This is a genomic window from Mycobacterium sp. E796 (genome assembly GCF_001672815.1).
Taxonomy (GTDB): Bacteria; Actinomycetota; Actinomycetes; order Mycobacteriales; family Mycobacteriaceae; genus Mycobacterium.
In genome coordinates this window covers 1-26,305 of the sequence record NZ_LZKK01000019.1, presented here as the reverse complement: position 1 = coordinate 26,305, position 26,305 = coordinate 1, and the positions used below count along the sequence as shown (strand labels likewise).

At 66.5% G+C, this 26,305-nt stretch carries 17 protein-coding genes and 1 tRNA gene; 10 read left to right on the top strand and 8 right to left on the bottom strand.

What is annotated here, in order from left to right; genetic code table 11:
- Nucleotides 1-55: 55 nt before the first annotated feature.
- Nucleotides 56-1,048, top strand: a complete 993-nt coding sequence (locus A5706_RS01205; RefSeq protein ID WP_068126246.1) for a cation diffusion facilitator family transporter — start codon at nt 56-58, stop codon at nt 1,046-1,048.
- Here the strand turns inward: A5706_RS01205 and A5706_RS01200 are convergent.
- Both A5706_RS01200 and A5706_RS01195 read right to left on the bottom strand, forming a co-directional pair.
- Complete coding sequence (locus A5706_RS01200) at nt 1,045-2,337, bottom strand: NRAMP family divalent metal transporter (protein ID WP_068126245.1); 1,293 nt, start codon at nt 2,335-2,337, stop codon at nt 1,045-1,047. The genes A5706_RS01205 and A5706_RS01200 overlap by 4 nt on opposite strands.
- A 150-nt stretch (nt 2,338-2,487) precedes the next feature.
- Nucleotides 2,488-2,573, bottom strand: a tRNA-Tyr gene (locus tag A5706_RS01195).
- 80 nt (nt 2,574-2,653) lie between these two features.
- Between A5706_RS01195 and A5706_RS01190 the strand changes: the two genes are divergently transcribed.
- On the top strand, nt 2,654-3,145 hold the full coding sequence (locus A5706_RS01190; RefSeq protein WP_068126243.1) for a YajQ family cyclic di-GMP-binding protein: 492 nt from the start codon (nt 2,654-2,656) through the stop codon (nt 3,143-3,145).
- 106 nt (nt 3,146-3,251) lie between these two features.
- Entirely contained in the window at nt 3,252-4,739 is a 1,488-nt protein-coding gene (locus tag A5706_RS01185; RefSeq protein ID WP_068126242.1) for an NAD(P)/FAD-dependent oxidoreductase, read from the top strand.
- Nucleotides 4,740-4,744: 5 nt separating this feature from the next.
- Here the strand turns inward: A5706_RS01185 and A5706_RS01180 are convergent, their stop codons facing one another.
- Complete coding sequence (locus A5706_RS01180; RefSeq protein ID WP_068126240.1) at nt 4,745-6,142, bottom strand: trypsin-like peptidase domain-containing protein; 1,398 nt, start codon at nt 6,140-6,142, stop codon at nt 4,745-4,747.
- A gap of 149 nt (nt 6,143-6,291) precedes the next feature.
- Between A5706_RS01180 and A5706_RS01175 the strand changes: the two genes are divergently transcribed.
- Nucleotides 6,292-7,317 (top strand): NAD(P)H-dependent glycerol-3-phosphate dehydrogenase, encoded by a 1,026-nt coding sequence (locus A5706_RS01175; RefSeq protein ID WP_156766907.1) that lies wholly within the window; start codon nt 6,292-6,294, stop codon nt 7,315-7,317.
- A 230-nt stretch (nt 7,318-7,547) separates the two neighbouring features.
- Nucleotides 7,548-9,047, top strand: coding sequence for a SulP family inorganic anion transporter (locus A5706_RS01170; protein ID WP_068126236.1), 1,500 nt, complete (start codon nt 7,548-7,550; stop codon nt 9,045-9,047).
- A gap of 4 nt (nt 9,048-9,051) precedes the next feature.
- Here the strand turns inward: A5706_RS01170 and A5706_RS34865 are convergent, their stop codons facing one another.
- Both A5706_RS34865 and A5706_RS01160 read right to left on the bottom strand, forming a co-directional pair.
- Nucleotides 9,052-10,170, bottom strand: a complete 1,119-nt coding sequence (locus A5706_RS34865; RefSeq protein WP_068126233.1) for a PE family protein — start codon at nt 10,168-10,170, stop codon at nt 9,052-9,054.
- Nucleotides 10,171-10,309: 139 nt separating this feature from the next.
- Nucleotides 10,310-11,299, bottom strand: coding sequence for a glycoside hydrolase family 6 protein (locus A5706_RS01160; protein ID WP_068126232.1), 990 nt, complete (start codon nt 11,297-11,299; stop codon nt 10,310-10,312).
- A 113-nt stretch (nt 11,300-11,412) separates the two neighbouring features.
- Between A5706_RS01160 and A5706_RS01155 the strand changes: the two genes are divergently transcribed.
- Complete coding sequence (locus A5706_RS01155) at nt 11,413-12,315, top strand: YgcG family protein (RefSeq protein WP_068126230.1); 903 nt, start codon at nt 11,413-11,415, stop codon at nt 12,313-12,315.
- 11 nt (nt 12,316-12,326) lie between these two features.
- On the opposite strand, the gene A5706_RS01150 is transcribed toward A5706_RS01155, so the two are convergent.
- Nucleotides 12,327-12,950: a TetR/AcrR family transcriptional regulator gene (locus A5706_RS01150; protein ID WP_231984934.1), complete on the bottom strand. Its 624-nt coding sequence runs from the start codon at nt 12,948-12,950 to the stop codon at nt 12,327-12,329.
- 64 nt (nt 12,951-13,014) lie between these two features.
- On the opposite strand from A5706_RS01150, the gene A5706_RS01145 reads away from it, so the two are divergent.
- Both A5706_RS01145 and A5706_RS01140 read left to right on the top strand, forming a co-directional pair.
- Nucleotides 13,015-13,404, top strand: a complete 390-nt coding sequence (locus A5706_RS01145; RefSeq protein ID WP_197517717.1) for a hypothetical protein — start codon at nt 13,015-13,017, stop codon at nt 13,402-13,404.
- Between the two features lie 245 nt (nt 13,405-13,649).
- Nucleotides 13,650-15,095 (top strand): NarK/NasA family nitrate transporter, encoded by a 1,446-nt coding sequence (locus tag A5706_RS01140; protein WP_068126223.1) that lies wholly within the window; start codon nt 13,650-13,652, stop codon nt 15,093-15,095.
- A gap of 33 nt (nt 15,096-15,128) precedes the next feature.
- On the opposite strand, the gene A5706_RS01135 is transcribed toward A5706_RS01140, so the two are convergent.
- Complete coding sequence (locus A5706_RS01135; RefSeq protein ID WP_082964120.1) at nt 15,129-16,124, bottom strand: PE family protein; 996 nt, start codon at nt 16,122-16,124, stop codon at nt 15,129-15,131.
- Nucleotides 16,125-16,258: 134 nt separating this feature from the next.
- Between A5706_RS01135 and A5706_RS01130 the strand changes: the two genes are divergently transcribed.
- Entirely contained in the window at nt 16,259-16,888 is a 630-nt protein-coding gene (locus A5706_RS01130; protein WP_068126219.1) for a MerR family transcriptional regulator, read from the top strand.
- Entirely contained in the window at nt 16,885-19,803 is a 2,919-nt protein-coding gene (locus A5706_RS01125) for a DUF4349 domain-containing protein (protein ID WP_068126217.1), read from the top strand. The genes A5706_RS01130 and A5706_RS01125 overlap by 4 nt, the downstream gene beginning before the upstream one ends.
- Here the strand turns inward: A5706_RS01125 and A5706_RS01120 are convergent.
- A complete protein-coding gene (locus A5706_RS01120; RefSeq protein WP_068126215.1) occupies nt 19,800-26,228 on the bottom strand; it encodes a nuclear transport factor 2 family protein in 6,429 nt (2,142 codons plus the stop codon). The genes A5706_RS01125 and A5706_RS01120 overlap by 4 nt on opposite strands.
- Nucleotides 26,229-26,305 lie beyond the last annotated feature (77 nt).

The window sequence follows — 26,305 nt, the reverse complement described above, 5'->3', positions numbered from 1 at the left end:
CCGCTGCCGCCGACTCGAGTTCGCGATCGCCATCCCAATAAATTATTATCTGCGTATGCATGCAGATAGCCATGGCCACGACCATGGGCATGATCACGAACACGCCCACGGGTTTCGTGGCATCGTGGCGCAGCTCTTGGTCCCGCACAGCCACGACGCCGCCGACAGCGTCGACACCGCCCTGGAATCGAGCGCCATCGGCATCCGGGCGGTCAAAGTCAGCCTGGTCGGGCTGGGCGCGACCGCGATCGTGCAGGTGGTCATCGCCGTCGTCTCCGGATCGATCGCCCTCGCCGCCGACACCATCCACAACTTCTCGGACGCCCTGACCGCGGTCCCGCTGTGGGTCGCGTTCGCGTTGGGCACCCGCCCCGCGACGCGGCGGTATACCTATGGCTACGGCCGGGCCGAGGACATCGCCGGCTTGTTCGTCATCGGCATGATCACGCTGTCGGCGATCGTCGCGGGCTACGAAGCCATCCTGCGTTTGATCCACCCCGTCGCCATCGAGCACGTCGGCTGGGTCGCGGCCGCCGGCGTGATCGGCTTCCTCGGCAACGAGGTCGTCGCCGTGTACCGGATCCGGATCGGGCGCCGGATCGGGTCGGCCGCCCTGGTCGCCGACGGCCTGCACGCCCGCACCGACGGATTCACCTCGCTCGCCGTGCTTTTCGGCGCCGGCGGCGTCGCCCTCGGCTACCCGCTGGCCGACCCGATCGTCGGCCTGATCATCACGGTGGCGATCCTGGCCGTGCTGCGCGGTGCCGTGCGCGACATCTTCCGCCGGCTGATGGACGCCGTGGACCCCGAGCTCATCGACACCGCCGAAGCCACGCTGGCCGCGCGGCCCGGCGTGCGCAGCGTGCGCAGGGTTCGGATGCGCTGGATCGGGCACCGCCTGCACGCCGACGCCGAGCTGGACATCGATCCCACCACCAGCCTCGAGGACGCCCACCGCATCGCGCACGACGCCGAACACCAGCTCACCCACGCCGTGCCCCGGCTCGACAGCGCGCTCGTGCACGCCTACCCGGCGCACACCGGCTAGGTGAAGCCGAGAGCCTGCGGGACCATGTACAGGCCGAAGCCCATCACGACCAGGCATAGGGCCCACGCGATGTACTTGCGCGGTCCGCGCATGCGCCACTCGTCGGGCAGCGCACGGGATTCCAGCGCCAGTAATAGGCCCAACACGATGGGCAGCAGCAGGGCATTCATCACCTCGACGTCGACGGCGAGGTGGACCAGGTCGACGCTGGCCAGCACGAGCGCGGCGCCGATGATGTGCGCGAGCCCGTAGGTGATGTAGAACTTCGCGGTTGCCCGGTTGGGCCGCTGGTTGAGGGTGTGCTTCCAGCCGAACACCTCGGACAGTCCCCAGGCGCCGGCGAGGGACGCCACGATCGCGGCGACCAGCGCCGCGCCCAGCATGCCCAGCCCGAACAGGACTGTGCCACCGACGCGGCCCAGGTAGGGCGTGAGCGCGTTGGCGATGTCGCCGACGGTGTTCAGCGCGGCCTCGCCGCCATGGGCCCCGATCGTCGAGGCCACGGTGACCACCACCGAGATCATGATCAGCTGGGTCAGCACGGCGCCCGCGAGGGTGTCGTGGCGCGCCTGGCGGATCGTGGCCACCGAGAGGTGCTTATCGACCACCGCGCCCTGCTGGTAGAACACCATCCAGGGCATGATGACGGCGCCCACGTTGGCGGCGACCAGCAGCAGATACGACGAGTTGCCCAGCGGCATCGACTTCAGGCCCTCCACAAAGGCTTTGGGCTCGGGCCGCGCCATCACCATCGCGACCAGGAACGCCAGTTCGGCCGAGCCGATGATGAGGCCGATGCGTTCCACGCGCCGGTAGCTGCCGGTCAGCGCCAATGCCAGCAGCGCGGCGGTCGCGATCGGGATGCTCACCCAGCGCGAGACACCGAACAGCTCTCCGACCCCGGCGACGCCGGCGAACTCGGTGAGCAGCGCCCCGATCGACGACGCGAACAGCGTGAACGCCGATACCCACGCCCAGAAGCGGCCGAACCGTTCCCGGATCAGCGCGCCGTGCCCCTTCTTGGTGACGATGCCCAGCCGCACCGTCATTTCCTGCACGACATAGAGGATCGGCATCAAGATCAGCTGCGGCAGGACCATCCGATAGCCCCATTGCGCGCCGGACTGCGACGCGGTGATCAGCGACCCGGCGTCGGTGTCCGCCAGCATCACGACCAGCCCCGGGCCCCACACCGTCAGCAGTCCCCAGCGCAGCCACCGACCGCGGCGCGATACCGACTCGGGCGGCTGATCTGACGGCTCGGCCACCGGTGTGGTTGTTTCGGTCACCCTTGACCAACTCCTTCGTGCGACTGACGCCCCCCGCGCCCGGGGCCGAAGTAAGGTTAACCTAACCGTTGTTTTGAGCCACGCCAATGGGCCGGCACAGGTGATTTATCGCTGGCCGTCGCGCTTCGTAGGAGACACCGCCGCTAAAACTGGTGGCAGGTACAGGATTCGAACCTGTGTAGGCGTAAGCCGACGGATTTACAGTCCGCTCCCATTGGCCGCTCGGGCAACCTGCCGCCAGACAGGTTACAACGAACGGGTAGACAAGGCACAAACGGCTATCACCCCGGCTATCACGCAAGAAGGGACGGATCGAATGGCGGACTCATCGTTCGACATCGTCAGCAAGGTCGACCGGCAGGAGGTCGACAACGCGCTCAACCAGGCCGCCAAGGAGCTGGCCACCCGTTTCGACTTCCGCGGCACCGACACCAAGATCGAGTGGAAGGGCGACGAGGCCATCGAGCTGACATCGTCCACCGAGGAGCGGGTCAAGGCCGCCGTCGACGTCTTCAAGGAGAAGCTGATCCGCCGAGACATCTCGATGAAGGCCTTCGACGCGGGCGACCCGCAGGCCTCCGGCAAGACCTACAAGGTCAGCGGCACCCTCAAGCAGGGCATCAGCAGTGAGAACGCCAAGAAGATCACCAAGCTGATCCGCGACGAGGGCCCCAAGAGCGTCAAGACGCAGATCCAGGGCGACGAGATCCGCGTCAGCAGCAAGAAGCGCGACGATCTGCAGGCCGTGCAGGCGCTGCTGAAGCAGGCCGATCTGGACGTGGCGCTGCAGTTCGTCAACTATCGGTAGCTATGGGCACCCCCGTCGGATCCGCGAGCCCAACGCCACTGCGAAATCGCGCGCCACTTCTCGCAGTGTCGTTCGGCTCGCGGTGGTTTTCGAAGCGAGGCTCACGATGACGGTGACTCCGCAGCAGGTGGACCAGTTCGACGTCATCATCGTCGGCGCGGGCATCTCCGGCATCGACGCGGCCTACCGGATCACCGAGCGCAACCCCGGCGCGACGTACACCATCCTGGAGCGGCGGGCGCAGATCGGCGGCACCTGGGACTTGTTCCGCTACCCCGGCGTTCGCTCCGACAGCAGCATGTTCACGCTGGCGTTTCCGTTCGAGCCGTGGACCCGCAAGGAGGGGATCGCCGACGGCGCCCACATCCGCGAATACCTGAGCGCCACCGCGCGCAAGTACGGCATCGACCGCCACATCCGCTTCAACAGCCGGGTGCGCGCGGCGGATTGGGACTCGTCCACCGACACGTGGACGGTCACCGTCGAAGAGGACGGGGCCAGCAAGACTGTGCGCGGCCGGTTCGTGTTCTTCGCCAGCGGCTACTACAACTACGACGAGGGCTACCTGCCCGAGTTTCCCGGCATCGAGCGGTTCGGCGGCACCGTCGCGCATCCCCAACGCTGGCCCGAGGGCCTGGACTATGCCGGCAAGAAGGTCGTCGTCATCGGGAGCGGGGCGACCGCCGTCACGCTCATCCCGTCGATGGCCGAACGCGCGGGAAAAGTGACCATGCTGCAGCGATCGCCGACGTATCTGGTCTCGGCGTCCAAGTACGGCAAGGTCGCCCCGGTCGCTCGTAAGCTGTTGCCGCGCAGGGCGTCCCATCTGCTGCTCCGGATTCACACCGCGCTGATGGAGGCGGTGTTCGTGTTGCTGTCGAGCAAGGCACCGGGTTTCGTGCGGTGGCTGCTGCGGCGCCGGGCGATCAGCAAGCTGCCCGCCGGCTACGCGGTCGACGTCCATTTCAAGCCGCGGTACAACCCGTGGGATCAGCGGATGTGCCTGATTCCCGACGCCGATTTCTTCAACGCGATCAAGGCCGGCCGCGCCGAGGTGGTCACCGACCGCATCGACCACTTCGATGCCACCGGGATCGTGCTCGAATCCGGCGCACACCTCGACGCCGACATCGTCGTCACGGCGACGGGCCTGCAGCTGCAGGCGCTGGGCGGGGCCGCCATCAGCCTCGACGGCGAACCGGTCGATCACCGCGACCGCTTCGTCTACAAGGCGCACATGCTGGAAGACGTGCCCAACTTGTTCTGGTGTGTGGGTTACACCAAGGCGTCGTGGACGCTGCGCGCCGACATCACCGCCCGGGCGACGGCAAAGCTGATGGCGCACATGGCCTCCCACGGCTACACGCACGCCTACCCGCACCGCGGCAACGAGCCGATGGACGTCAAGCCGTCCTGGGACATCAAGGCCAACTACGTGAAGCGGTCGGGCCACGCGCTGCCCAAGTCGGGCACCCGTCGGCCGTGGAATGTGCGGCAGAACTACTTCGCCGATGCCCTCGACTACCGCTTCGACCGCATCGAGGAGTCGATGGTGTTCGGCCGGGTGGCCGACCGGGCACCTCTAGCGGGATAGCCGGGTCACGCGGATGCCCCGACGGATATTTTCTTGCCGCAATTCGGGCAGAACCTTTCGGCGGGGTGGTGCTCCGCCCCGCAGTTGGCGCAGAAGTGCGGTTCCGCGGAGCTCGGCGGTGGCGTACCCACGACGCTGAGGCGGCGTCGGCGGGAAAGTGACCTGCGATCGAAAAGCCTTACGGGCCAGCGCCTCCGCACGACCAGGAACGTGAAGCCCGCGCTCGCGGCAAGCACCAGCACAACGCTACTCACGATGTACCACCACAGGTTCGCCCCACTGAGCAACGAGAAGTCACCGTGCTGCTGGCGCAGGTTGGCCGCGCTCGTGCGGAGATCGGCCAGCCCGGGATAGTCGGGCGACATCGACAGCGTCTGGTCGAAGTCGTCGATCGCCTCGCTGTATTGGCCCGCGTAGTAATGCTTCAGGCCCTTGCGGTAATAGGCGTCGGCGGGCCCCAGCGTCGCCTTGACACCCTTGCTCGCCATTATCGCGGCGAGGCCGTCGGCGGGCGCGACGAAGTTGAACGCCTGCGGTTCGCCGACGGGGGCGAAGCTGTTGATGCCGATCACTTTGCCGTTGAGGTCGACGGTCGGGCCACCGCTCATGCCCTCCGAGACCGCGGCATCGATCTCATACTCGGCGGCCGAACCCATGGTCGACTTCTTGCTGACCTTGCCGCTCTTGTTCGTCGGGTCCAGCGAGGGACCGGTGACGTTCTCGGTGCTCTGCGAATAGCCCACCGCCAGAACCGATGTGCCGATGCTGACATCGGCGTCGGTGGCGAGCTCCGACGACGGCAGGTTATGTTTGTCCACCTTGAGAAGGGCGACGTCGCCCTTGCCGAGCGGCCGGAAATCCACGACGCTGGCGGCGAGTTTACCGGCGAGCTTGGTTCCGGTGCCGTATGACAGCGCCAGGCTGATTTCGGGGCCCCGGTCGGGGGTGTCCCCTTCGACCCGCGCGTTCTTGCGCAGCCAGTCCAGGGTCGTCGTGGGATCCCGCGATTCGGGCGCGTCGGGGAATTGCGTGATGTATTCCTTGGCCGCGCGCTTGAGGATCAGCAGCTTGGCGCTCTCGGAATCGACGCAATGACCGGCCGTCGCCACCCAGCCGTCCGGGTTGACGACGAAACCGGTGCAGCTCCAGGTCGCGATGAACGGCATGGTCGTACCGGGGCCGAACTGAGACAGGATCTGGCCGTCCGGCAGCCGGACCGCGCCGTAGCTTTGACCGGCAAGGTACATCACCGCCGGCCGGATCATGGCCGCCGCCCGTTCCTCCGGGTTGACGCGCGGACGGCCGTCGTCGGCGGCCGCGATCCCGGGCGAGGTGAGCAACACGGCAAGGGCGGCCACCGACAGCAACGCGGACACGCGGCCGCAACGAGCGCGTCCGGACATGCATCCTCCTCGTATGAACCTGTCCCTTGACGATCGGGCACGACGGGCGGCGGAAGTAGGGGCGGAAGTCCCCTGCCGTCGGGCCCTTGGTTTCGAGTGGCACACACTTGGTGAACTGCTTCTAAATCTCCGGTGGCGGCAATACTGTGATCGCCATGGCTATGCGTGAACCCAACGTTGTCGTTCTCGGTGGCGGATCATGGGGAACCACCGTCGCGTCGATCTGCGCGCGCCGCGGGCCGACGCTGCAATGGGTGCGTTCGGCGGAAACCGCCGACGACATCAACGACAACCATCGCAACACGCGCTACCTCGGCGAGGGCGTCGAACTGAGCTCTACGCTGCGCGCCACCAGCGACTTTGCCGAGGCCGCCAGCTGCGCCGACGTCGTCGTGATGGGCGTGCCCTCGCATGGCTTCCGGGGGGTCCTCACCGAGCTGGCCAAGGAGCTGCGGCCGTGGGTGCCGGTCGTGTCGCTGGTCAAGGGGCTCGAACAGGGCACCAACATGCGGATGTCTCAGATCATCGAGGAGGTGCTGCCCGGTCACCCGGCGGGAATCCTCGCCGGGCCGAACATCGCGCGCGAGGTCGGCGAGGGCTACGCCGCCGCGGCGGTGCTGGCCATGCCCGACCAACACCTGGCGACCCGGCTGTCGGGACTGTTCCGCACCCGGCGGTTCCGGGTGTACACCACCGACGACGTCATCGGCGTCGAGTTGGCCGGCGCGCTGAAGAACGTCTACGCCATCGCCGTCGGGATGGGCTATTCGCTCGGGATCGGGGAGAACACGCGCGCGCTGGTGATCGCGCGTGCGCTGCGCGAGATGACCAAGCTCGGGGTGGCGATGGGCGGCAATCCCGACACCTTCCCCGGGCTGGCCGGGCTCGGTGACCTGATCGTGACCTGCACCAGCCAGCGCAGCCGCAATCGCCACGTGGGCGAACAGCTCGGGGCCGGCAAGCCGATCGACGAGATCATCGCCTCGATGAACCAGGTCGCCGAGGGCGTCAAGGCCGCCAGCGTGATCACCGAGTTCGCCAATGAGTTTGGCCTGAACATGCCGATCGCTCGCGAGGTCGACGCGGTGATCAACCACGGCTCGACCGTCGAGCAGGCCTACCGCGGCCTGATGGTGGAGGTTCCGGGGCACGAAGTCCACGGGGCGGGCTTCTGATTCGTCAACCAAACAACTCGTAACGAAATTATTTGCATTCCATATGCGCCCGTCCGGTCGGCTTGACCCGCGCTTTGCCGCGCCAATACCGTCGAACGAGGCAGCCAGGCTCTGACCGCCGAATGGCGCTGTTGTAATCGCCTGTGCGCCAACAGGCTACGCCGAAGTAGCCAGGGGCAAATACGGGGCTCGGAACATTCCCCGCTTACACCTAACGAGGGAAGCGAGCGATGCAAGACATTCAAATGGAACGTATACGATCCATCCTCCGACACGACCTGCCCTCGTCCCTGGTGGTTTTCCTGGTCGCACTGCCGTTGTCGCTTGGGATCGCGATCGCCTCGAACGCACCGGTGCTGGCGGGGCTGATCGCCGCGATCGTGGGGGGAATCATTGTCGGGTCCCTCGGCGGATCGCCGTTGCAGGTGAGCGGTCCCGCCGCCGGCCTGACGGTGGTGGTCGCGGGCCTCATCTCCGACTTCGGTTGGGGCGTAACATGTCTGATTACCGCCACCGCGGGAGTGCTCCAGATTCTGTTGGGGCTCAGTCGTGTTGCGCGTGCGGCGCTGGCGATCTCACCGGTCGTCGTGCACGCCATGCTGGCCGGGATCGGGATCACGATCGCGCTGCAACAGGCGCACGTCTTGTTGGGCGGAAAATCCAAAAGCACGGCCTGGCACAACCTGATCGGCCTGCCGGGCCAGATCATCGATGCGCATCGGCCCGGGGCGCTGCTGGGCGCACTGGTGATCGTCATCTTGATCGCCTGGCGCTGGGTTCCGGCTCGGCTGCGCTTCGTGCCGGGACCGCTGGTGGCCATCGTTGCGGTGACGGTCGTCTCGCTCGTGCTGCCGTTCCACGTGCGACGGATCGAGATCGACGAGTCGCCGCTGAATGCGCTGCGGCTGCCCGACATTCCGCACGGCAACTGGGGCGCGGTGGCCATCGGCGTCATCACCGTCACGCTGATTGCCAGCGTCGAAAGCCTGCTGTCGGCGGTCTCGGTGGACCGAATGCACAACGGCCCGCGCACCGACTTCGACCGCGAGTTAATCGGGCAGGGCACCGCGAACTTCCTGTCCGGGACCATCGGCGGGCTTCCGGTAACGGGTGTAATCGTCCGCAGCTCAACGAATGTCAACGCGGGCGCGAAATCCCGCGCCTCCTCGATCATGCACGGCGTGTGGATCCTGCTGTTCACGGTTCCGTTCGCTGAACTGGTCGAGCAGATCCCGACCGCGGCGCTGGCGGGCCTGCTGATCGTTATCGGTATCCAGCTGTTGAAGCCGGCGCACATCGAAACGGCAATGAAGCACGGGGATCTCGCCGTCTACGTAGTGACCGCGGTCAGCGTCGTCTTCCTCAACCTGCTGCACGGGGTGATGATCGGACTGGCCCTGGCCGTCGTGTTGACCGGATGGCGGGTGATCCGGGTCAAGGTCGACGCGAAGCCGGTCGGCGACGACTGGCGCGTGGTGATCGAGGGGCCGGCCTGCACCTTCCTCGCCCTGCCCCGGCTGACCCGTGTGCTGGCGTCCATCCCGACCGGAGCCCTTGTCACGGTGAACATTTCGACTCAGTACCTCGACCATGCCGCGCATCAGGCGATCACCGATTGGCAGCGCCAGTACGAGGCGACGGGCGGCACTGTGCGGATCGATGGGTTGTCCGAGACAGGCGGGCGCGCGCGTGATCTGGTCGAGCACCAAAGGCCCGAAGCCGCCGCCTGATTGGCTACTGCTGCCCCGGCGCCCCGTCCAAGCCAAACAAGATGCCGCCGGTCCCGCCGGCGCCGGGCGGCTCCTTGAACGGGGCCTCGCCGGAGTTACCGCCGGCGCCGCCGTTACCGATCAGCTGTGCGTTGCCGCCATTCCCCGGTATGCCGCCGAGGTTCGTGCTGACTCCGCCGTCGCCGCCGGCGCCGCCGTTGCCGATCAGTGCGGCCTTGCCGCCGTTGCCCCCGGGCCCGCCGTTGGTCATTATGGACGCCCCACCGCTGCCACCGTGCCCGCCGTTGCCGAACAGCAAACCGGCGGCCCCGCCGGTTCCGGCCGCCGAGAATCCGCCGACCCCGCCGGGACCGCCGTTACCGAGCAGGGCGCCGGCGCCGCCGGTCCCACCGGTGCCGCCGGCTCCAGCCGTCGCGAAGCCGCCGGTGCCGCCGGCGGCGCCGGCGGGGCCGGCGGAGCCGGGAACATCGGCGGTGCGGGCGGTGTCGGCGGAGCCGGCGGCATGCTGGTCGGTGCCGGTGGCGCCGGCGGCACTGGCGGGTTGGGCGACACCGGCGCCGGCGGAGCCGGTGGACCCGGCGGCGCCGGCGCCCTGCTCGTGGGTAACGGCGGTCCCGGCGGTGTCGGCGGCACCGGCTTCGGCGGCGACGGCGGGGCCGGCGGCCCCGCCAGAACCGAGCAACCACCCGCCGGGCCCTCCGGCGCCGCTGGTGCCGGGGGCGGCGTTGGCGCCGTTGCCGATCAGCGGCCGGCCGGTAAACGTCAGTGAGTAGGCATTGGACGTGTCCAGCAGGTTCCGCTCCACGGCCCGCGGGCCCGGGAGCCCTAGAAACGCTGCGCTGGTGGCCTCAGCGGCCGCGTATGTGCCCGCGCCGCCGCTCAAGGCCTGCATGAACTGCTGCTGAAACGCGACGGCGTGGGCGCCCAGCGTTTGATACGTCTGCGCGTAGTTGCCGAACAACCGCGCAATCGCGGCCGACACCTCGTCGGCGGCCGCCGGCGCGATCCCCATGGTCGACGGCGCCCACGACGCCGTGGCCTCTTTGATCGCCTCCTCGACGCCGCTCAAATCCGCCGAAGCCGCGGCCAAGGCCTCCGGTGCGGCGATCACGTAACTCGACATCTGCGGCTCCCCTCAAGTTCATCGGGGCGACTCGAACCGGCAACTGTATTTAACAAGACCGCGCCTGTGTAGCCCAGATATTTGCCTATCGAGGCGCGGTTTCTCGCCATGCGGCTTCGTGACTGCTCGACGAGACGCGCTACGAGCCCGCTGCGTGGGCCAGATCGATGGCGTACTGACTCACGAAGGTGCCCGCTGGCGGATCACCTTTGTCGCATGTTCCGTCGGACTCGCCGGGACGTTTGATCCACAGGTAAGCGTCGGCGTGCGCGCCCGCGGTCGCGGTGGTCGGGGCGGCGCCCAGCCCCCGGCCGCTGGGGTTGCACCAGTTGAGCCCGGAGTCGGGCGCCGGCCCGGCGCCGTTGCGCGACGTGTCGATCACGTAGTGCGAACCGTTCGTGAGCCCGGAAATCGCCTCGCCGTAACCGATTTCGTCCCCGGTGGTGTAGAAGTTCGCGGTGTTGAGGCTAAAACCGCGCGCACGGGCGACGTCGACCTTGTTGAGCCTGGCGGCCATGTCCTCGGCGCTATGCCAGCGCAAGTGACCACCGTCGACGTACACGGCCGTCGCCGGACTGCGCGTCAGCGTGTCGACGGCATAACGAATCAAGTCGTAGCGCTCTTGGCGCTGGTCGGCCGACAGGCAGTCGGCCATGGCGAGCGCATCGGGTTCGAGGATGACCGCCGTCCGCGTACCACCCACCTGGGATGCGATCCCGTCGATCCACCCGCGGTAGTCGTCGGCCGTCGCCATGCCGCCCGCGGCGAAGCTGCCGCAGTCGCGGTGCGGAATCCCATAGATCGCCAGGACCGGGATGGCGCCGGCAGCCGCCGCGTCGCCGGTGTACTTCGCGACCGTCGACGCGGACGAGCCCGGGACGATCCAGTACGCCTGCGGCGTGTTGGCGATGGCGGTCAACTCGGAACTCGGTGGATCGGCATGCTGTGCCGCGCGCATGGCCGCCGAATTCGGATTGACGTAGAAGGGCATGCCGGCCAACGGATTGGCGTCATCGGCCAACCGCACCCGGGCCTGCACCGGGTCTGCAACAAGACTCGTCGCGGCCACGGCCGCAACAGTTAGGAGAGGGGCGATCCACCGCGCGACTGCGCCAGCTGAGAACGTCACCCGAGGAAAATTAGTGCATTGAACGCCGACCGGCGACGGCAGGGATCGTGCGCCAGCGCTTGGCGCGGTGGCGACCCGCCGGGCGGCGGCCGTGGGCGGGCTAAATTACCGGTATGCGCGCTGTTCGCCTCTTCGGTGTGGTCCTGACGATCCTCACGGCGAGCCTGCTGTGGGCGACGCCCGCCGGCGCGCAACCGCCGTCCAAGCTCACCGATCACATCACCGACAACACCGGGGCGCTGACGGACTCGGACCGGGCGGCGGTCAGCACGGCGATCGACCGGCTGTACCACGACCGGCACATTCAACTGTGGGTGGTCTACGTCGACAACTTCTCCAGGTTCAAACCCGAGAACTGGGCCGACCGAACCCGCAGCGCGAGCGCCATGGGCGATCACGACGCCCTGCTGGCCGTGGCGACGAACACCAAGCTGTACGCGTTCACCGCGCCACCGAACTTGGAAGGCATGACGGCGGCCGAGTTAAACAGCCTGCGCAGCAACAAGATTGAACCCGCGGTGAACGCCAAGGACTGGCGCGGAGCCGCGGTCGCCGCGGCTGACGGGTTGAACAAAACGCCAAGCTCGTCCAAGCGGATCTGGCTGCTGATCGCGATCGGCGTCATCGTCGCGGTGATCGTCGTCGTGGTGGTTGTTGTGCTCTATCGCCGACACCGCCGCCGGCGCGCGGTGCAGCGAATCGACACCGGCGACGGGCAGGTGAACATCGAAGCGCGTTCGTTGGCGCAAGCGTTGTCCACCGCGGATGCCAGATTGCGCCAGATCACCGACTACGTGAGTAGGCATCGCCAGAGCATCGGTACCGACGCGCAGCGCCGGTTGGACGAGGCGCAACGGCATCTGCAAGCGGCGCACGGCAAGGAAACGACGAACGAACCCGAGGCGATTGCGCATGCCAACAGGGCGTCGACACTGGCCGCTCAGGCGCAGACGCTGGCCAACGCCGACGTGCAGGCGGCGCATCGCCCGCCACGGCGTCGAGCATCGACGCGATGATCCGTGCCGGGCTAACCCTTGCCCGAATAGAGCGTGCGTTCCCAGATCGTGGCCAATGTGTCCACGAGCGCGTGCATTTCCGCGTCGGTGGTGTCTGGCGTCAACGTCAGCAGCCGGTGAACGTTCATGGTCACCAATGCCGTCGCGGCCCCGCGGGGATCGTCGAGCTTGCTGTCCGCGCTGTCAATGATCGCCTCGGCGACGTCGATCACCGGGTCGATCAGCGCCGAGCGGGCCGCGGCCACCTCGGGATCCGTGCCCGACGACCAGAACACCGCACGCAGAATCGCCCCATGCCGGCGATAGGTGTGCGCCGCGCTCAGCAGCGCCTCACGCCCGGCCGCGACCGGATCTTCAGCCTGGCGCCATTGGGCCAGGGCTTCGTCCGCCTCGACACGCAGGGGCCGCACCAGTGCGCCGATTAGTTCGGCGCGGTCGCGGAAATATACATAAAAGGACTTGCGCGACAGCGTGGTTCGATCCATGATCGCCGCCACACTGACCGCGTGAGCGGGCTGCTCGGCCAGCAACCCGGCCGCCGCCTCGAGGATTTCGCGGCGGGCCTCCGCAGGAGTGCGACGGCGCCGGCGCGGGGGACCGGAGTCCCGGCCGCTTGCCACTCCCGTTACTGCCACAGTGGCAGTATAGTCGGATCCGTTACTGCCGCCCTGGCAGTAACGGGACTGAGAGGAGCTTCCCGTGAGCTCAGGCTGGACGGGCACCACAAGCGCCCCGCGCTGGTATTGCGTGTTCATTGCGCTGTTTCTCGGGGTGCGCGCCACCTCAACGCTGGTGGCGGGGGCCAGTTTCAACCTGCCCGGAGACGGCTGGCGATCGGTCTGGCAGCTGGCGATGGTCGTCGTGCTCGCGGTCGGCATCGCATACCCCCGAGCCGCCTCCGCGGCAGCCCTGGCGGTCGGATTCGTTTATGCCGTGGCGGCCGGGCTTGAGGCATTTCACGGCACCGACCTGGTGGGCGTGGTGCCGGTCGACATGCGCGACCGCATCGTTCACCCGTTGCTGGCGGGGCTCGCCGTGTTCTGCGTGCTGCTGGGACGCCGCCGCACCACCCAGCGGTCGCGTCGCTGACGACGGGGGTTCTGCGCAACGCCCACAATGGTTTCCGGCCTGCGCAGCTATCGGGATCCGCAGAAGGCCTCCGGCATCCGCTTGTCCTTGCACTACTTGGCATCTGGTCCCGCGCGTCGCTGCCGAGTGATGGGTCGGTCCAAGGTCGACCTCACAGGGCCCAACTGCGGGTTTGTGAGTGGCTTGTAGCAAGTAGGTCATCGCGGGCAAGCCTCGCCGCAACAACCCTTTCCTACGGTTCTCGCATGCCGCTAATGACGCGCCAACACACGATCGATGACTGGGACGCCGAAGACGTCGACGCCTGGAACAACGGCGGAGCCAAGATCGCGCGCCGCAACCTGATCTGGTCCATCTTTGCCGAGCACGTCGGGTTTTCGGTCTGGTCGATCTGGTCGGTGATGGTGCTATTCATGCCGCAGAGCGTCTACCACATCGATGCCGCCGGAAAGTTCTTCCTGGTCGCGATGCCGACGCTGATCGGAGCGATCCTGCGCCTGCCCTACACGTTCGCGACCGCAACGTTCGGCGGGCGGAACTGGACCGTCTTCTCCGCGATGGTGCTCGTGATCCCAACGGTGTTGACGCTGTACTTCATGGCCCATCCGCACACGTCCTACACAACGTTCATGGTCGTGGCGGCGGTGGCCGGGCTCGGCGGGGGCAACTTCGCGTCGTCGATGACCAACATCAATGCCTTCTACCCCCAGCGGCTCAAGGGGTGGGCGCTGGGGCTGAACGCCGGTGGCGGAAACATCGGCGTCGCGATGATCCAAGTCGTCGGACTGCTGGTAATCGCGACCGCGGGCAACCGTTCCCCGCACTGGGTGTGCGCGGTGTATTTGGTGCTCCTGTCCGTCGCCGCGGTCGGCGCCGCGCTGTTCATGGACAACCTGACCAACCAGCGCACCAACGGCCGCTCGATGATCGACGTGATGGCATACCGCGATTCGTGGCTGATCGCAGTGCTCTACATCGGCACGTTCGGTTCGTTCATCGGCTTTTCGTTCGCGTTCGGTCAGGTGCTGCAAATCAGCTTTCTGGCCAACCTCAGTCACGGCGCCAAAGTGACTCCGGCCATGACGGCGCAGGCGTCGTTGCACGCGGCACAGATCGCGTTCATCGGGCCCCTGCTGGGTTCGATCGTGCGGCCGGTCGGCGGTTGGCTGTCCGATCGCATCGGCGGCAGCAAGGTCACGCTGTACACCTTCGCGACGATGATCGCTGCGGCCGGCTGGCTGGTGGCGTTCGGCGCGATGGGCGACGCCAAACATCGCGCCCCGTCCGGCGGCGTGCTGCTCGCCTATGTCGCCGGGTTCGTCGCGCTGTTCATCCTGTCCGGAATCGGAAATGGCTCGGTATACAAGATGATTCCGTCGATCTTCGACGCCAAGGCGCAGAGCCTCGACGGTCTCAGCCCGGGGGAGAAGGCCGACTGGTCGCGCCGGATGTCGGGCGCACTGATCGGAATCGCCGGGGCGATCGGCGCGCTCGGGGGCGTCGGCATCAACGTCGTGCTGCGCGCGTCGTACCTCTCACCGGCGAAATCGGCGACGACGGCGTTCTGGGTATTCCTGGGCTTCTACGTGCTGTGCGCGGTGATCACGTGGCTGGCCTATGTGCGCACGCCCGGCACGCGGCGCGAAGCAAAAGCCGCTATGGCCGGAGAAGCGCTGGCACCGGCGGCCTGATACCGGCGTTGGGAATCAACGGGATTCGAGACCCTACCCCGGCAAGAACGGCCTGATCGGCGCCATCCAGATCGGCGAGAGTAAGACCGGGTCGGTCCAGGCCGGCCACAGCAGCGCCGGGTCCGCGCCCGGCGGAGGCCAGTTGTTGTCGTTGGCGTAGGCCCATACCTCCCAGGGGTTGTCGTAGTACGACGCCGTCTCGACCAGGCTGAACCAGTCCAGGTTCGGGTGCATCAACCAGTAGCCCGTTCCCACGAAGTAGCCGCCGAACGCCCAAGCGGCGTAACTGGTTTGGAACAGCGGGCCGAAGATCCTGTTCTGCCAGACGTGGACCTCTTCGTGGTTGACCATCACGTCGTTGGCGCCCGGACCGGTTCCGAGATGGGTGGTGACGTTGCCCATCGTGGTGGCAAAGCCGGGCAGCCCGATGCCGCCGCGGTAGACGTGGGAACCCACCAGCGCGCTGAAGGCGGCGTCGTAGCCGCCGCCGTTGGGCGTGAACGCGTTGAGGGCTTGCACGCCGTAGCCCAGCGCCGTGCCCTCGAAGCCCCACGTGTAGTCCAACAAGAACGCGGCCCATCCGCGCCAGTCGCGAAAGTTGTAGATGCCGAACTCGCGCTGGGCGAGCAGGTTCAGGTCATTGATCGCCGCGTCGGCCACGCCCGTCCCGGCGGCACTCCCGACGCCGATCAGCGGGCGGCCCACCAACGCTTCGGTGGACGCGTTGACCGCACTGAGCAGTGACGCGCCCGCTTCGTCCGCGGCGACATACGACCCGGCGGCCGAGTTGAGGGCCTGCAGAAACTGTTGTTGAAACGCGCCGGCCCGCGCGCTGAGCGCGTGATACTGCTGCCCGTAGGCGGCGAACAACGCCGCCACCGCCTGCGAGACCTCATCGGCGGCCGCCGCCGCCATCCCCGTCGTCGGAACGGCGGCCGCCAGATGCGCCGCGCTCACCGATGAGCTGATGCTCTCCAAATCCGCGGCGGCCGACGTCAACATCTCGGGGGCCACCATCAGAAGCGACACGCCATTCCTCCCTTATCCCTGTGCGGATGAAGCGTATTCACATCTGCATCCAGCAGACGCGTTTTCGACGCATCGGTAATCGAGCTGTTGGCAAAACCTTGACAGTGTCACCGTGACAGTGTCAGTATCGACGAATGGCCGACGTGGCGTCTTGGACGCTGGACGAGCTGGTTCGACGGGTGGCCGCCGGGCTGGCCGATCCCGCGTATCCGGGCGCGCCCAACGGCCGCGTCCGGGACCTGCCCGATCGGCGAGTTGTTCGCTGGTACACGACGACGGGACTCGTCGACCGGCCGACCATGCAAGGACGCACGGCGCTCTACGGCCCGCGGCACTTGCTGCAGATCGTTGCGGTCAAGCGGCGCCAGGCCGAGGGCCGCTCGCTCGCCGACATCCAGGCCGAACTGGCTGGAGCGACGGACGAGACGCTGCGCAAAGTCGCCGCTGTGCCCGACGAGCTCATCGCGGCGGAGCCTGAGGGGCCTGAGCAGCCCGCGCCGAGTCCGGTTCGCCGACAACGCTTTTGGGCCGAGCCACCCGCCGCCGCCGAACCGGTGGCCAACGGCGACGGCGCTGACAGTGTCACGAGGCTGGCGGCCGTGAGCCTGCCCGGCGGGGCGATGCTGCTGCTGCCGGCCGGATCCGGAAATGGCGACCGCCCCGACGAAGACGACATCGACGCGATCCGTGCGGCCGCCCGGCCGCTGCTCGAACTGCTGGCCGAGCGTGGCCTGCTGACCCCTGATGAACGGAGCCCCTCATGACCGTCCGCATCACGTCGATGAGCGACGCCGAAACCGATCGGGTGGCCGCCCCGGACGACGAGGCCGGGTTTGGTGCTTTGAGCACCGAGCGCGGAAACCTGCCGCTGGAGCGCATCGACGTGCGCGCCGAGATCACTGGCTTCACCAGTCGGGTCGAGCTGACGCAGGACTTCGTCAATGCCTTCGACGTACCGCTGGAGGCCAGCTATGTGTTCCCGCTGCCGGATCGGGGGGCGGTCACGCGGATGCAGATGACGGCCGACGGGCGGGTCGTTGATGCCGAACTGCGGGAGCGGGGGGCCGCCCGGCAGGCCTACGACGACGCCATCGCGTCGGGCCGGCGCGCGTCCATCGCCGAGGAGGAGCGGCCGGACGTTTTCACCATGCGGGTCGGCAACATCCTGCCCGGCGAACGGGTCAGCATCGCCCTGACGCTCGTCATCCCCCTGGCGTACGCGGACGGCGAGGCGACGTTCCGTTTTCCGCTTGTGGTTGCGCCGCGGTACATTCCGGGCCGCGCGCTCGCGGACATCGCGGTGGGCGACGGGTACGCCGACGACACCGACGCGGTGCCGGACGCGTCGCGCATCACGCCACCCGTGCTGCTGCCCGGTTTCCCGCACCCGGTTCCGCTGTCCATCGAGGTCGGCATCGACCCCGCCGGCCTCACGCTGTCGGAGGTGCGGTCGAGCCTGCACGCGGTGTCCACCGACGACGGCCGGATCCGAGTACACCCCGGCGAGCGGGCCAACCGGGATTTGGTGCTGCGGCTGCGCTACGGGTCAGACGACCTCACCGATTCGCTTGTGCTGGTGCCCGATTCGGAGGGCGACGAGGGAACCTTCCAGCTGACCGTGCTGCCGCCGGCGTCCAGCGCGCCGCCACGCCCGCGGGACCTGGTGCTGGTGCTCGACCGCTCCGGCAGCATGGCCGGCTGGAAGATGGTGGCGGCCCGCCGCGCCGCGGCGCGCATCGTCGACACGCTCACCACCGGAGACCGGTTCGCCGTCTTGACATTCGATGACCGGATCGACCGACCCGTCGGGTTGCCCGACGGGCTGGTCGAGGCGAGCGATAAGCACCGGTACCGTGCTGTCGAGCACCTCGCCCGCGTCGACGCGCGCGGCGGCACCGAGATGGTCGCGCCGTTGCGGCAGGCCCTCGCGTTGTTGGGCGGGTCGCGCAACGGCGAGGCCCGCGACGCCGTCGTCATCCTCGTCACCGACGGTCAGGTCGGCAACGAGGACCAACTCCTGCACGAGCTGTCCGGCGACCTGCACCGGGTGTGCGTGCACGCGGTTGGCGTCGACCAGGCCGTCAATGCCGGATTCCTTTGGCGCCTGGCAAGTGTCGGGGGCGGGCGCTGCGAACTGGTGGAAAGCGAGGATCGCCTCGACGAGGCGATGGACGCCATTCACCGCCGCATCGGAGCGCCGCTGGCGCACTCGCTGTCGCTGCACGCGGAGGGGCTGGCGATCATCGAGGACACCGCGAACCCGGCTCGGCTGCCCGACCTGTTCCCTGGAGTGCCACTCGTGGTGAGCGGACGGTACCGGGGGAGCGCGTCAGGTTCCCTGACCCTGCGTGGCGCGACGGGGGAGGGAGGGGACTGGTCGGTCAGTATCGCCGGACGGCGCGTTGACGCCCCGGCCGTTGCGGCGCAGTGGGCGCGGGCGCACCTGCGCGACCTCGAGGACCGCTACGCCGTGGCCCCCACGGAGGATTTAGAGAAGCGAATTGTCATTACTTCGTTGCGATTTGGTGTGTTGTGCAGGTTCACCGCGTTCGTCGCGGTGGACAGCCGTGTCGTTGCCGACGGTGAAGCGCCGCACCGCGTGATGCAGCCCGTCGAGCTGCCGGCCGGCTGGGAGCCGGGGCCGGTGCCGGGCGATGCCGTGGTTGCGGCGGCCGCGCCGCGGTCCTTGCTGGCCGGGGCTGCCTTGGCGCCGAGTCAACCCGCTCCGCCCGCCAAGGGGTCGTCGGACAAGTCGCAGGCACGAACAGTCAAGCTGCGCAATGTGATTGCGGCGGTAGTGGTCGGCGCTCTGCTCATCGGCGGCGGCTGGACCTGGTCGGCGAGTCGGGACGGCGGCCACTCCACCGCTACTTCCGACGGCATTGTGAGTGGCAAGATTCCAGCATCAGAGGATCGGAGCGCCGCGGGCCAGACTTCCGGGACGAGGGCCGGCGTTCCCGAGAACACCGTCTCGATACCTGAAGCGCCGCCACCGCCGCAGGCCCCCGCGGACGCCACCTACAAACGCGACGTCATCACGACGGGGTCGATGCAGATGATCGTCGCCGAGCCCACTCAGGTGGCCGACCGGCTCGTCACCGCGGTCACCGACGCCGGCGGCCGCGTGGACTCGCGATCGGAGCGATCCGGATCGTCTTCGCCGACCGTGGATCTCGTGTTGCGAATTCCCGCCGACAAACTCGACGGGGTGCTGGCCGATGCCAAGAAATTGGGGACCGTCGACTCGATGTCGATCGGGCACAACGACGTGACGTCGCAGCGCGTCGACCTCGATGCGCGCATCGAGGCGTTGCAGACCTCGGTCAATCGACTGCTGCAACTGATGGGCCGGGCCGGCAACGTCGCCGACCTGCTGGCTGCGGAGTCGTCGCTGACCCAGCGGCAGGCCGAGCTGGACTCGCTGCGGGCGCAGCGCGCCACGCTCGGCGACCAGATCTCTTACGCGACGATCGACGTCAGCCTGTCGACCAAACCGACGGTGACTCAGCCCGGTTTCATGAGCGCTCTAAAACATGGGTGGCAGTCGCTGCTCTCCGCTATCCACGGCGTCGTGATGGCGGTCGGATTCCTCATCCCATGGATACCGGTGCTGGCCGTGGTCGCGTTGGTTCTGGTCTTGGTGCGGCGCCGCAAGCCGTTTCGGCGCCAGCGCGGCTAGCCGAGCCGATTGAGTTCCTCGAACCGCGCTAAGGCGGCGTCCAGGTCTGCTTCGTCGAACATCTCGCAGCGGCTGATCAGGTCGCCCTCGACCACAAAGATGTCTGTCATGCGCCACTGGCCATCGAAACCCTGTTGTGAGGTGCCGTTCGAAACAAGGGTGACGACTGCGCCGAGGTCGCTCAGTCGGTGTACCGCCTCGACGTAAATGCTGTACACGCCATCGTTTAACGCCACACGGATGTAGGCCGTCAGGTCACCAGATTCGATCGCGGCAACGGACCGATGGTCGATGTCGACGAAGTCGACGGTCGTTGCGGGGAGTTCGCGTCTGTTGAGTGCGGCACACGTCTGCACAATGACCGACCACGCGTGCGAGTGGGCGGCCGCGTCGCCGGCGAGGTAGCGCGTATCGAGTTCCTCGAAGGCTGCATCGACCTCGTCGGTATCGAAGCTCACGCCATAGCGCATCAGGCCGTCGGCATCGACTTCCGCGACTTGTAAGAACTCGACGGTGATCGGGCGATCGGCGTAATCAGTGTCTCGGTAACAGACATGGATGAGCGAAAGGCGAGGTCCCCTGATTGCGACGGGGTCCACCGTTACCCGAACGCTCGCTGGGAGGCTTCCGAGCATCGCTTGCACGGCCTTCCGACGTTCTGGACCCTGGAATTCATCGCGCAGGCCCTTCCGGCGGTCCTCATAGCGCAGGTCCGCACTGGTGAGCGCGAGGAATGCATCCATGTCGCGACGGTTTGTCGCGTCGGCCATGCGAGACCATGTCCGTGTGGCGGAGTTTTCAAATCGCGGTGACCGGTTGATCTCGTCGAACCTGGCAAGCGCGGCGTCGAGGTCCGCCTCATCGAAGATTTCCACGCGTCGGATCAGATCGCCTTTGACGCTCAAAATGTCGATGGTCCGCCACTCGGCCTCGAATCCCTGTTGGGATATACCATTTGATACTCGCGTGACGACCGCTCCCAGGTCGTCCATCCGGTGAACGGTTTGGATGCGGTTGCATATGTCTGGCTCGAGTTCCCATGCGGCGCCGATGAATGCAGTCAGGTCACCCGGCGCGACAGACGTCACCCGCCTGTGGTCAAGGAACTCCGGCGCTGAGGGGAGCGGGAGCTCGCGCTTATTGAGCATGGCGTAGGCCAGCGTGACTGCTGACCAGGCCTGGGCCTGGGCAGCCGCTTCGCCGGCGAGGTAGCGCGCGTCGAGCTCCTCGAAGGCAGCGTCGATATCGTCGAGGTCGAACGTGACGATCGCCTTAATCATGTTGTCGGCGTTGGTCTCGACGACTCCGAGCGCCTCTGCGAGGAACGTCGCAGAGGCTTGATCATGACCCGAGAAGCAGACACGACCGAGCGAGAGGCGCTCGCCGCGCGTCGCCAGGACGGTCCCTGTGATGTTCTTCGTCCCGACGTCGGCGGTGGCCTTCATGCCTGCGATCTCGGCATCCCGGCCGCGTCGGATTCCCGCGCCCACGATGCGACGGCGATCGTCGGTGCAAATGTCTTCGGCGAGTAACTCCGCCATGGCGTCCCAGTCGCGGGCCGCGAAGCATGCGCCGATTTCTTCGCCTATCCGGGTTGCCGCGTTTTCCAGCCGATGCGACGGTGGGCTGAGCTGATCGAATCTCGCGATCGCAGCGTCGATATCGGCCTCGTCAAAAATCTCTAACCGGCCGATCCGGTCGCCTTCGAATATCAGCACGGCAATCAACCGCCACTCGGCGCCGAACCCCGCTTGCGAGGTGCCATGTGCTGCGTGCGTGAGGACCGCTCCGGAGTCGCTGAGCTGATGCACTGTTTCGATGTAGTTGCTGAGGTCTGGAGTGAGGTTCCATACCTCACGGATCCATGTCGCCAGATCGGCCGTCTCGATCGGTACGAGCGATCGACGATCGATGCACACCGAATCCTGTGTCAGCGCGGGATACTGGTGGCGGTTGAGCGCGGAGTAAACCGACCTGACGGCCGACCATATGTGTGCTTGGTCGGCAGCTTCACCGGCGAGGTAGCGGGCGTCGAGTTCGGCGATGGCGGCGTCGAAGTCGTCGAGTTCGAACGCGAAAGCGCCGACAATCCGCTCGTCGGCATTGATCTCGCAGATACCAAGCAACTCTCCGAGAAATGCCTCGGTCCCTTGCTCGCGGAACGAGAAGCGGACACGCATTAGGGCTAGGCGTTCTCCGCGGGTCGCCATGATGGTCGACGCTATGTTCGTAAGCCCCAAATCGGCGATAGCCCGCAAATCCTCGATCTCGGCGTCTTGACCCGCTCGGAATCCCGCGCCCACCACCCGGCGGCGGTCATTCTGCGAAAAGTCATCGGCCACCATTTCCGTGATGGTGTCCCAGTCGCCCGCCAGTAAGTTCTCCAACAACCGCGAAGCTGCCTGGCTTGCCGTGTTTTCCAGCCGGAGCGCTGGTCGGGTCAGTTGTTCGAATTTCGCGATTGCTGTGTCGAGGTCCGCCTCATTGAACACTTCGCAGCGGTTGACCATGTCGCCTTCGACCATCAACATCGCGAGCCCTCGCCACTCGGCCTGGAAGCCCTCGTGGGAGGTCTCATGGGCCGCATAGGTGATGACCGCACCGAGGTCGGTGAGCCGATGGGCGGACTCGATATAGATTGTGATGCCTTCGTCGAGCCCCAGCCCGGCGTCGAGGTATGCGCTCAAGTCGCCGGGCCCAAACGCAGTCTCGCCTCGGTGGTCGATATTGACACAATCTGGCGTGGTTGCAGGGAATTGGCGGCGGTTGAGCGCGGCGTACGCCCTAGCGATGACGGTCCACGTGTGCGCATGTGTGGCCGCTTCGCCGGCGAGGTAACGCGCATCGAGTTCCTGGATGGCAGCATCGAAATCACTAGAGTCGAACGCGATCAGCGCCGAGATCCGCTCGTCGGCGTCGATCTCGACTACATATAGGACGTCCACGCGGAACGCATCGGGGCCGTCGTCGATGCGTGAGAAGTGGGTATGCGTGAGGGCGACACGATTCCCGCGGGTGGCGACGACGTTTGACGCCGCTCGCGTGACGTCCAGGTCGGCGGCGGTCTGGAATTGCCTGATCATGACATCCCCGCCGCGCTGGATTCCGGCGCCAAAAACAGGACGGCGATCGTCGCCGTAGTAGTCGTCGGCAACTAGCGCCGCCATCGCGTCCCAGTCGCGTGCCGCAAAGCGCGCTAACCATTGCTCGAGCGCTTGGCTTGCGGCGTTTTCAAGCCGCGGTGCCGGCCGGTTGAGCTGTTCGAACCGTGCAAGTGCAGCGTCGAGGTCGGACTCATCGAACAGCTCGCAACGGCTTGTCATGTGGCCTTCGACAGTCAGTACTTCGATCGTCCGCCATTCGGCCTCGAAGCCGCCGTGCGAGGTACCGTTTGTCACGAAGGTTAGGACCGCCCCGACGGCGTTGAGCCTATACACAGCATTGACGTAAATCTTGACCTCTCGCTCAAGGTCCCAGGCGGCGCGGATGTATGCGGTCATATCGCCGGGGGCGAACGCTGTCCCGTGGCGGTGATCCACGCTCACCCAGCTCGGGGTTGTCGGCGGAAGTTCGCGCCGGTTGAGCGCGGCGAAGCCCTCGGCGATCACCGACCATGTGCGCGCATATGCGGCCGCCTCGCCGGCGAGGTATCTGGCGTCGAGCTCCTCGATGGCGGCATCAATGTCGTCGGCGTCGAACATAACGTGGGCAGAAATCTGGGTGTCGGTGATCTCGACAACGCCGATCACGTCGTAAGCCTCGGTCCAGTCGCGGAAAGACACATCGTGACGACAGAGGACGAGGCGCTCCCCACGCGACGCGATCGTGGTCGGCGCGATGTTTATGATCCCAATCTCGGCAAATGACTGCATGTTCGCGATTTCGGCATCCCGCCCTCGCCGAACCCCCGCGTTAACCACTCGTCGACGGTCGTCGGTCAGAAAGTCGTCGGTCAGCGTTTCGGCCATGACTTCCCAGTCGCGGGCGGCGAAGCGGGCGAAGTAGCGCTCGAGCACTCGGCTTGCCGCGTTTTCCAGCCGTCGTGCCGGCCGGCTGAGCTGATCGAACCTCGCGAGCGCGGCGTCAATGTCCGCCTCGTCGAACAGCTCGACGCGACTGAGCAGATCACCGTCGAAAGTCAGAAGATTGACGTTCTGCCACTCGGCGTTGAGGCCCTCGTGGGATGTCGCGTGCGACGCGTGGGTGACGACCGCTCCAAGCGCGGTCAACCGATGCACAGCGGTGATGTGCACGCTGACGTAATCGGTGACGTCCCAGATGGCACGGAGGTATGCCTCGAAACCTCCGGTTTCGACCGCGAGCCGTCGTCGGTCGACGTCCACGAAATCCGATGTCGTTGGCGACATCTCGTGCCGCCTCAGCGCAGCAAATACCGCCGAGACGACGGACCAGGTGTGGGCGTGGGGGGCCGCTTCGCCGGTGAGGTAACGGGTATCGAGTTCCTGGAAGGCAGCGTCCATGTTCTCGGGCTCGAACACGACGCGCGCCACGATTCGATTTTCGGTGTTGATTTCCACGACGGCGAGGGAATCGACGAGGAAGCCCTCGGGCGCTTGGTCTGGGCCCGAGTGGCGCGTACGTGTGAGGATGAGGCGCGCGCCGCGGGTCGCAATGACGGTCGACGTCATGTTCGTCCCGCCGAGGTCGTAACCGGCGCGGATGCTTGCGATTTCGACATCTCGGCCGTGTCGGATACCAGCGCCCACCACGCGACGGCGGTCCTCACTGACAAAGTCGTCCGCGAACACCTCTGTCATGGCGTCCCAGTCGCGGTCCGCGAACCGTTCTAGAAAGCGTTCGGCCACTTCGATTGCCGTGTTCTCCAGCCGCGGTGCGGGACGGCTGAGCTGTTCGAACCGTGCCATCGCGGTGTCCACGTCCGATTCATCGAACAGCTCACAGCGGCTGAGCAAGTCCCCTTGGGCTGCGAGTAGGAAAACTTCCCGCCACTCAGCTTCAAAGCCCTCTCGTGAGGTCCCGCGCGTCACATGAGTGACAACCGCTCCGAGCTTGTCCAGGTGGTGTACGGACTCTATATAGGTGCTGTCGTCCTCTTCCAGTTCCCAGGTTGCTCGGACATATGCGACCAAGTCGCCGGGCATAAACTTCGTCCCGCGGCGGTGGTCGATGCTCGCGAAGTCTGTTGTTGTTGCGGCGATCTCGTGTCGGTTGAGGGCGGCGTAGGCGCCAGTGATGACTGACCAGGTGCGCGAGTATGCGGCTGCCTCACCGGCGCAGTAGCGTGCGTCGAGTTCCTTGATCGCGGCATCGAAGTCGTCGGAGTCGAAATGTGTCCTTGCAAGGATCAGACCGTCAGCGTCGACCTCGGTGATCGACAGTGCCTCAACCAACAGCTCGTCGGCATCTAGTGCCTCTGACCGGGCATCTTGCCCCTCAAACCGTAGGCGATTCAGACACAGGCGATCACCTCGTATCGCAAGCGGTTTCGCGTCGATCCTTACTACGCCAAGGTCGGCGATTGCCCGCAAATTCGCGACCTCTGTAGCGCGTTCGTTGCTCTCTCGGGCGAATCCGCGCCGACGGTCATCGACGTGGATTTCGTCGGCTAACAGTTCGCCCATCTCGTCCCAGCAGCGGCTGGCGAACAACGCAATGACCCGATCGTCGGCTCGACTCGCGGCATTCTCGAGTGTTGATCGATGATGTGCTGCCTCGAATCGGGTGGCCAGGGCGTCGAGTTCCGCAAGCGCGGCGTCGATGTCTTCGACGTCGAAGAACATTTGCAGCGCGACCCGACCCTGTTCGTCGATGGCATACAGGTGAAGCAATTCGTCGTACGGGGCGCCAGGGCTCATGTCTTCGGTGCCGGCCCACATTCGAGCGAGCGCCAGGCGCTCGCCTCGCGCCGCGACCATGACGTGCGTGACCCGCATACCGCTCGTCTCGACTTCGCGCCTCCACCCACGTCGCCACTCCTCGGATGGCAGCGTAAGACCGACGACCTTCCGGCGATTTTCGATCGAGATATCGGGTGCGAAAAACTGCTCGAACTCGTCCCAGGCCCCGCGGTGAACCGCGGCCATCACGCGTTCGCCCACTCGCACTGCCGCGTTGTCCAGTTCGATGCTCGGAGCTTCGGGTGGAGCCTCGGTCACCGACTGGACGCGCGGGTAAAGTCTGGTCGTCGCATTTTCCAACCGCGGCGCATTCGGCTGCTCCTCGCCAAACCGTGCGTGCGCGACGTCGAGTTCGGCGAGCGCGGCATCCGTGTCATCGACGTCGAACCACACCTGCAGGTCAAATCGGCCTTCCTCGTCGACGCCGTAGAGGCAGAGAAATTCGTCGTACGGCGCTCCTGGGCTCACGTCGGCGCTCTTCACCCTCAGTCGGGACAGAGTCAGCAGGTTGCCTCGCACGGCGATAACCGTTTGGCTGATCCGCATGTCGCCGGAAGATAGTCGGGTTTACTCGGTTCACGTCTGGCGACTGGGTACCAGCGCAAAGGCCCCTTGTCGAAGCC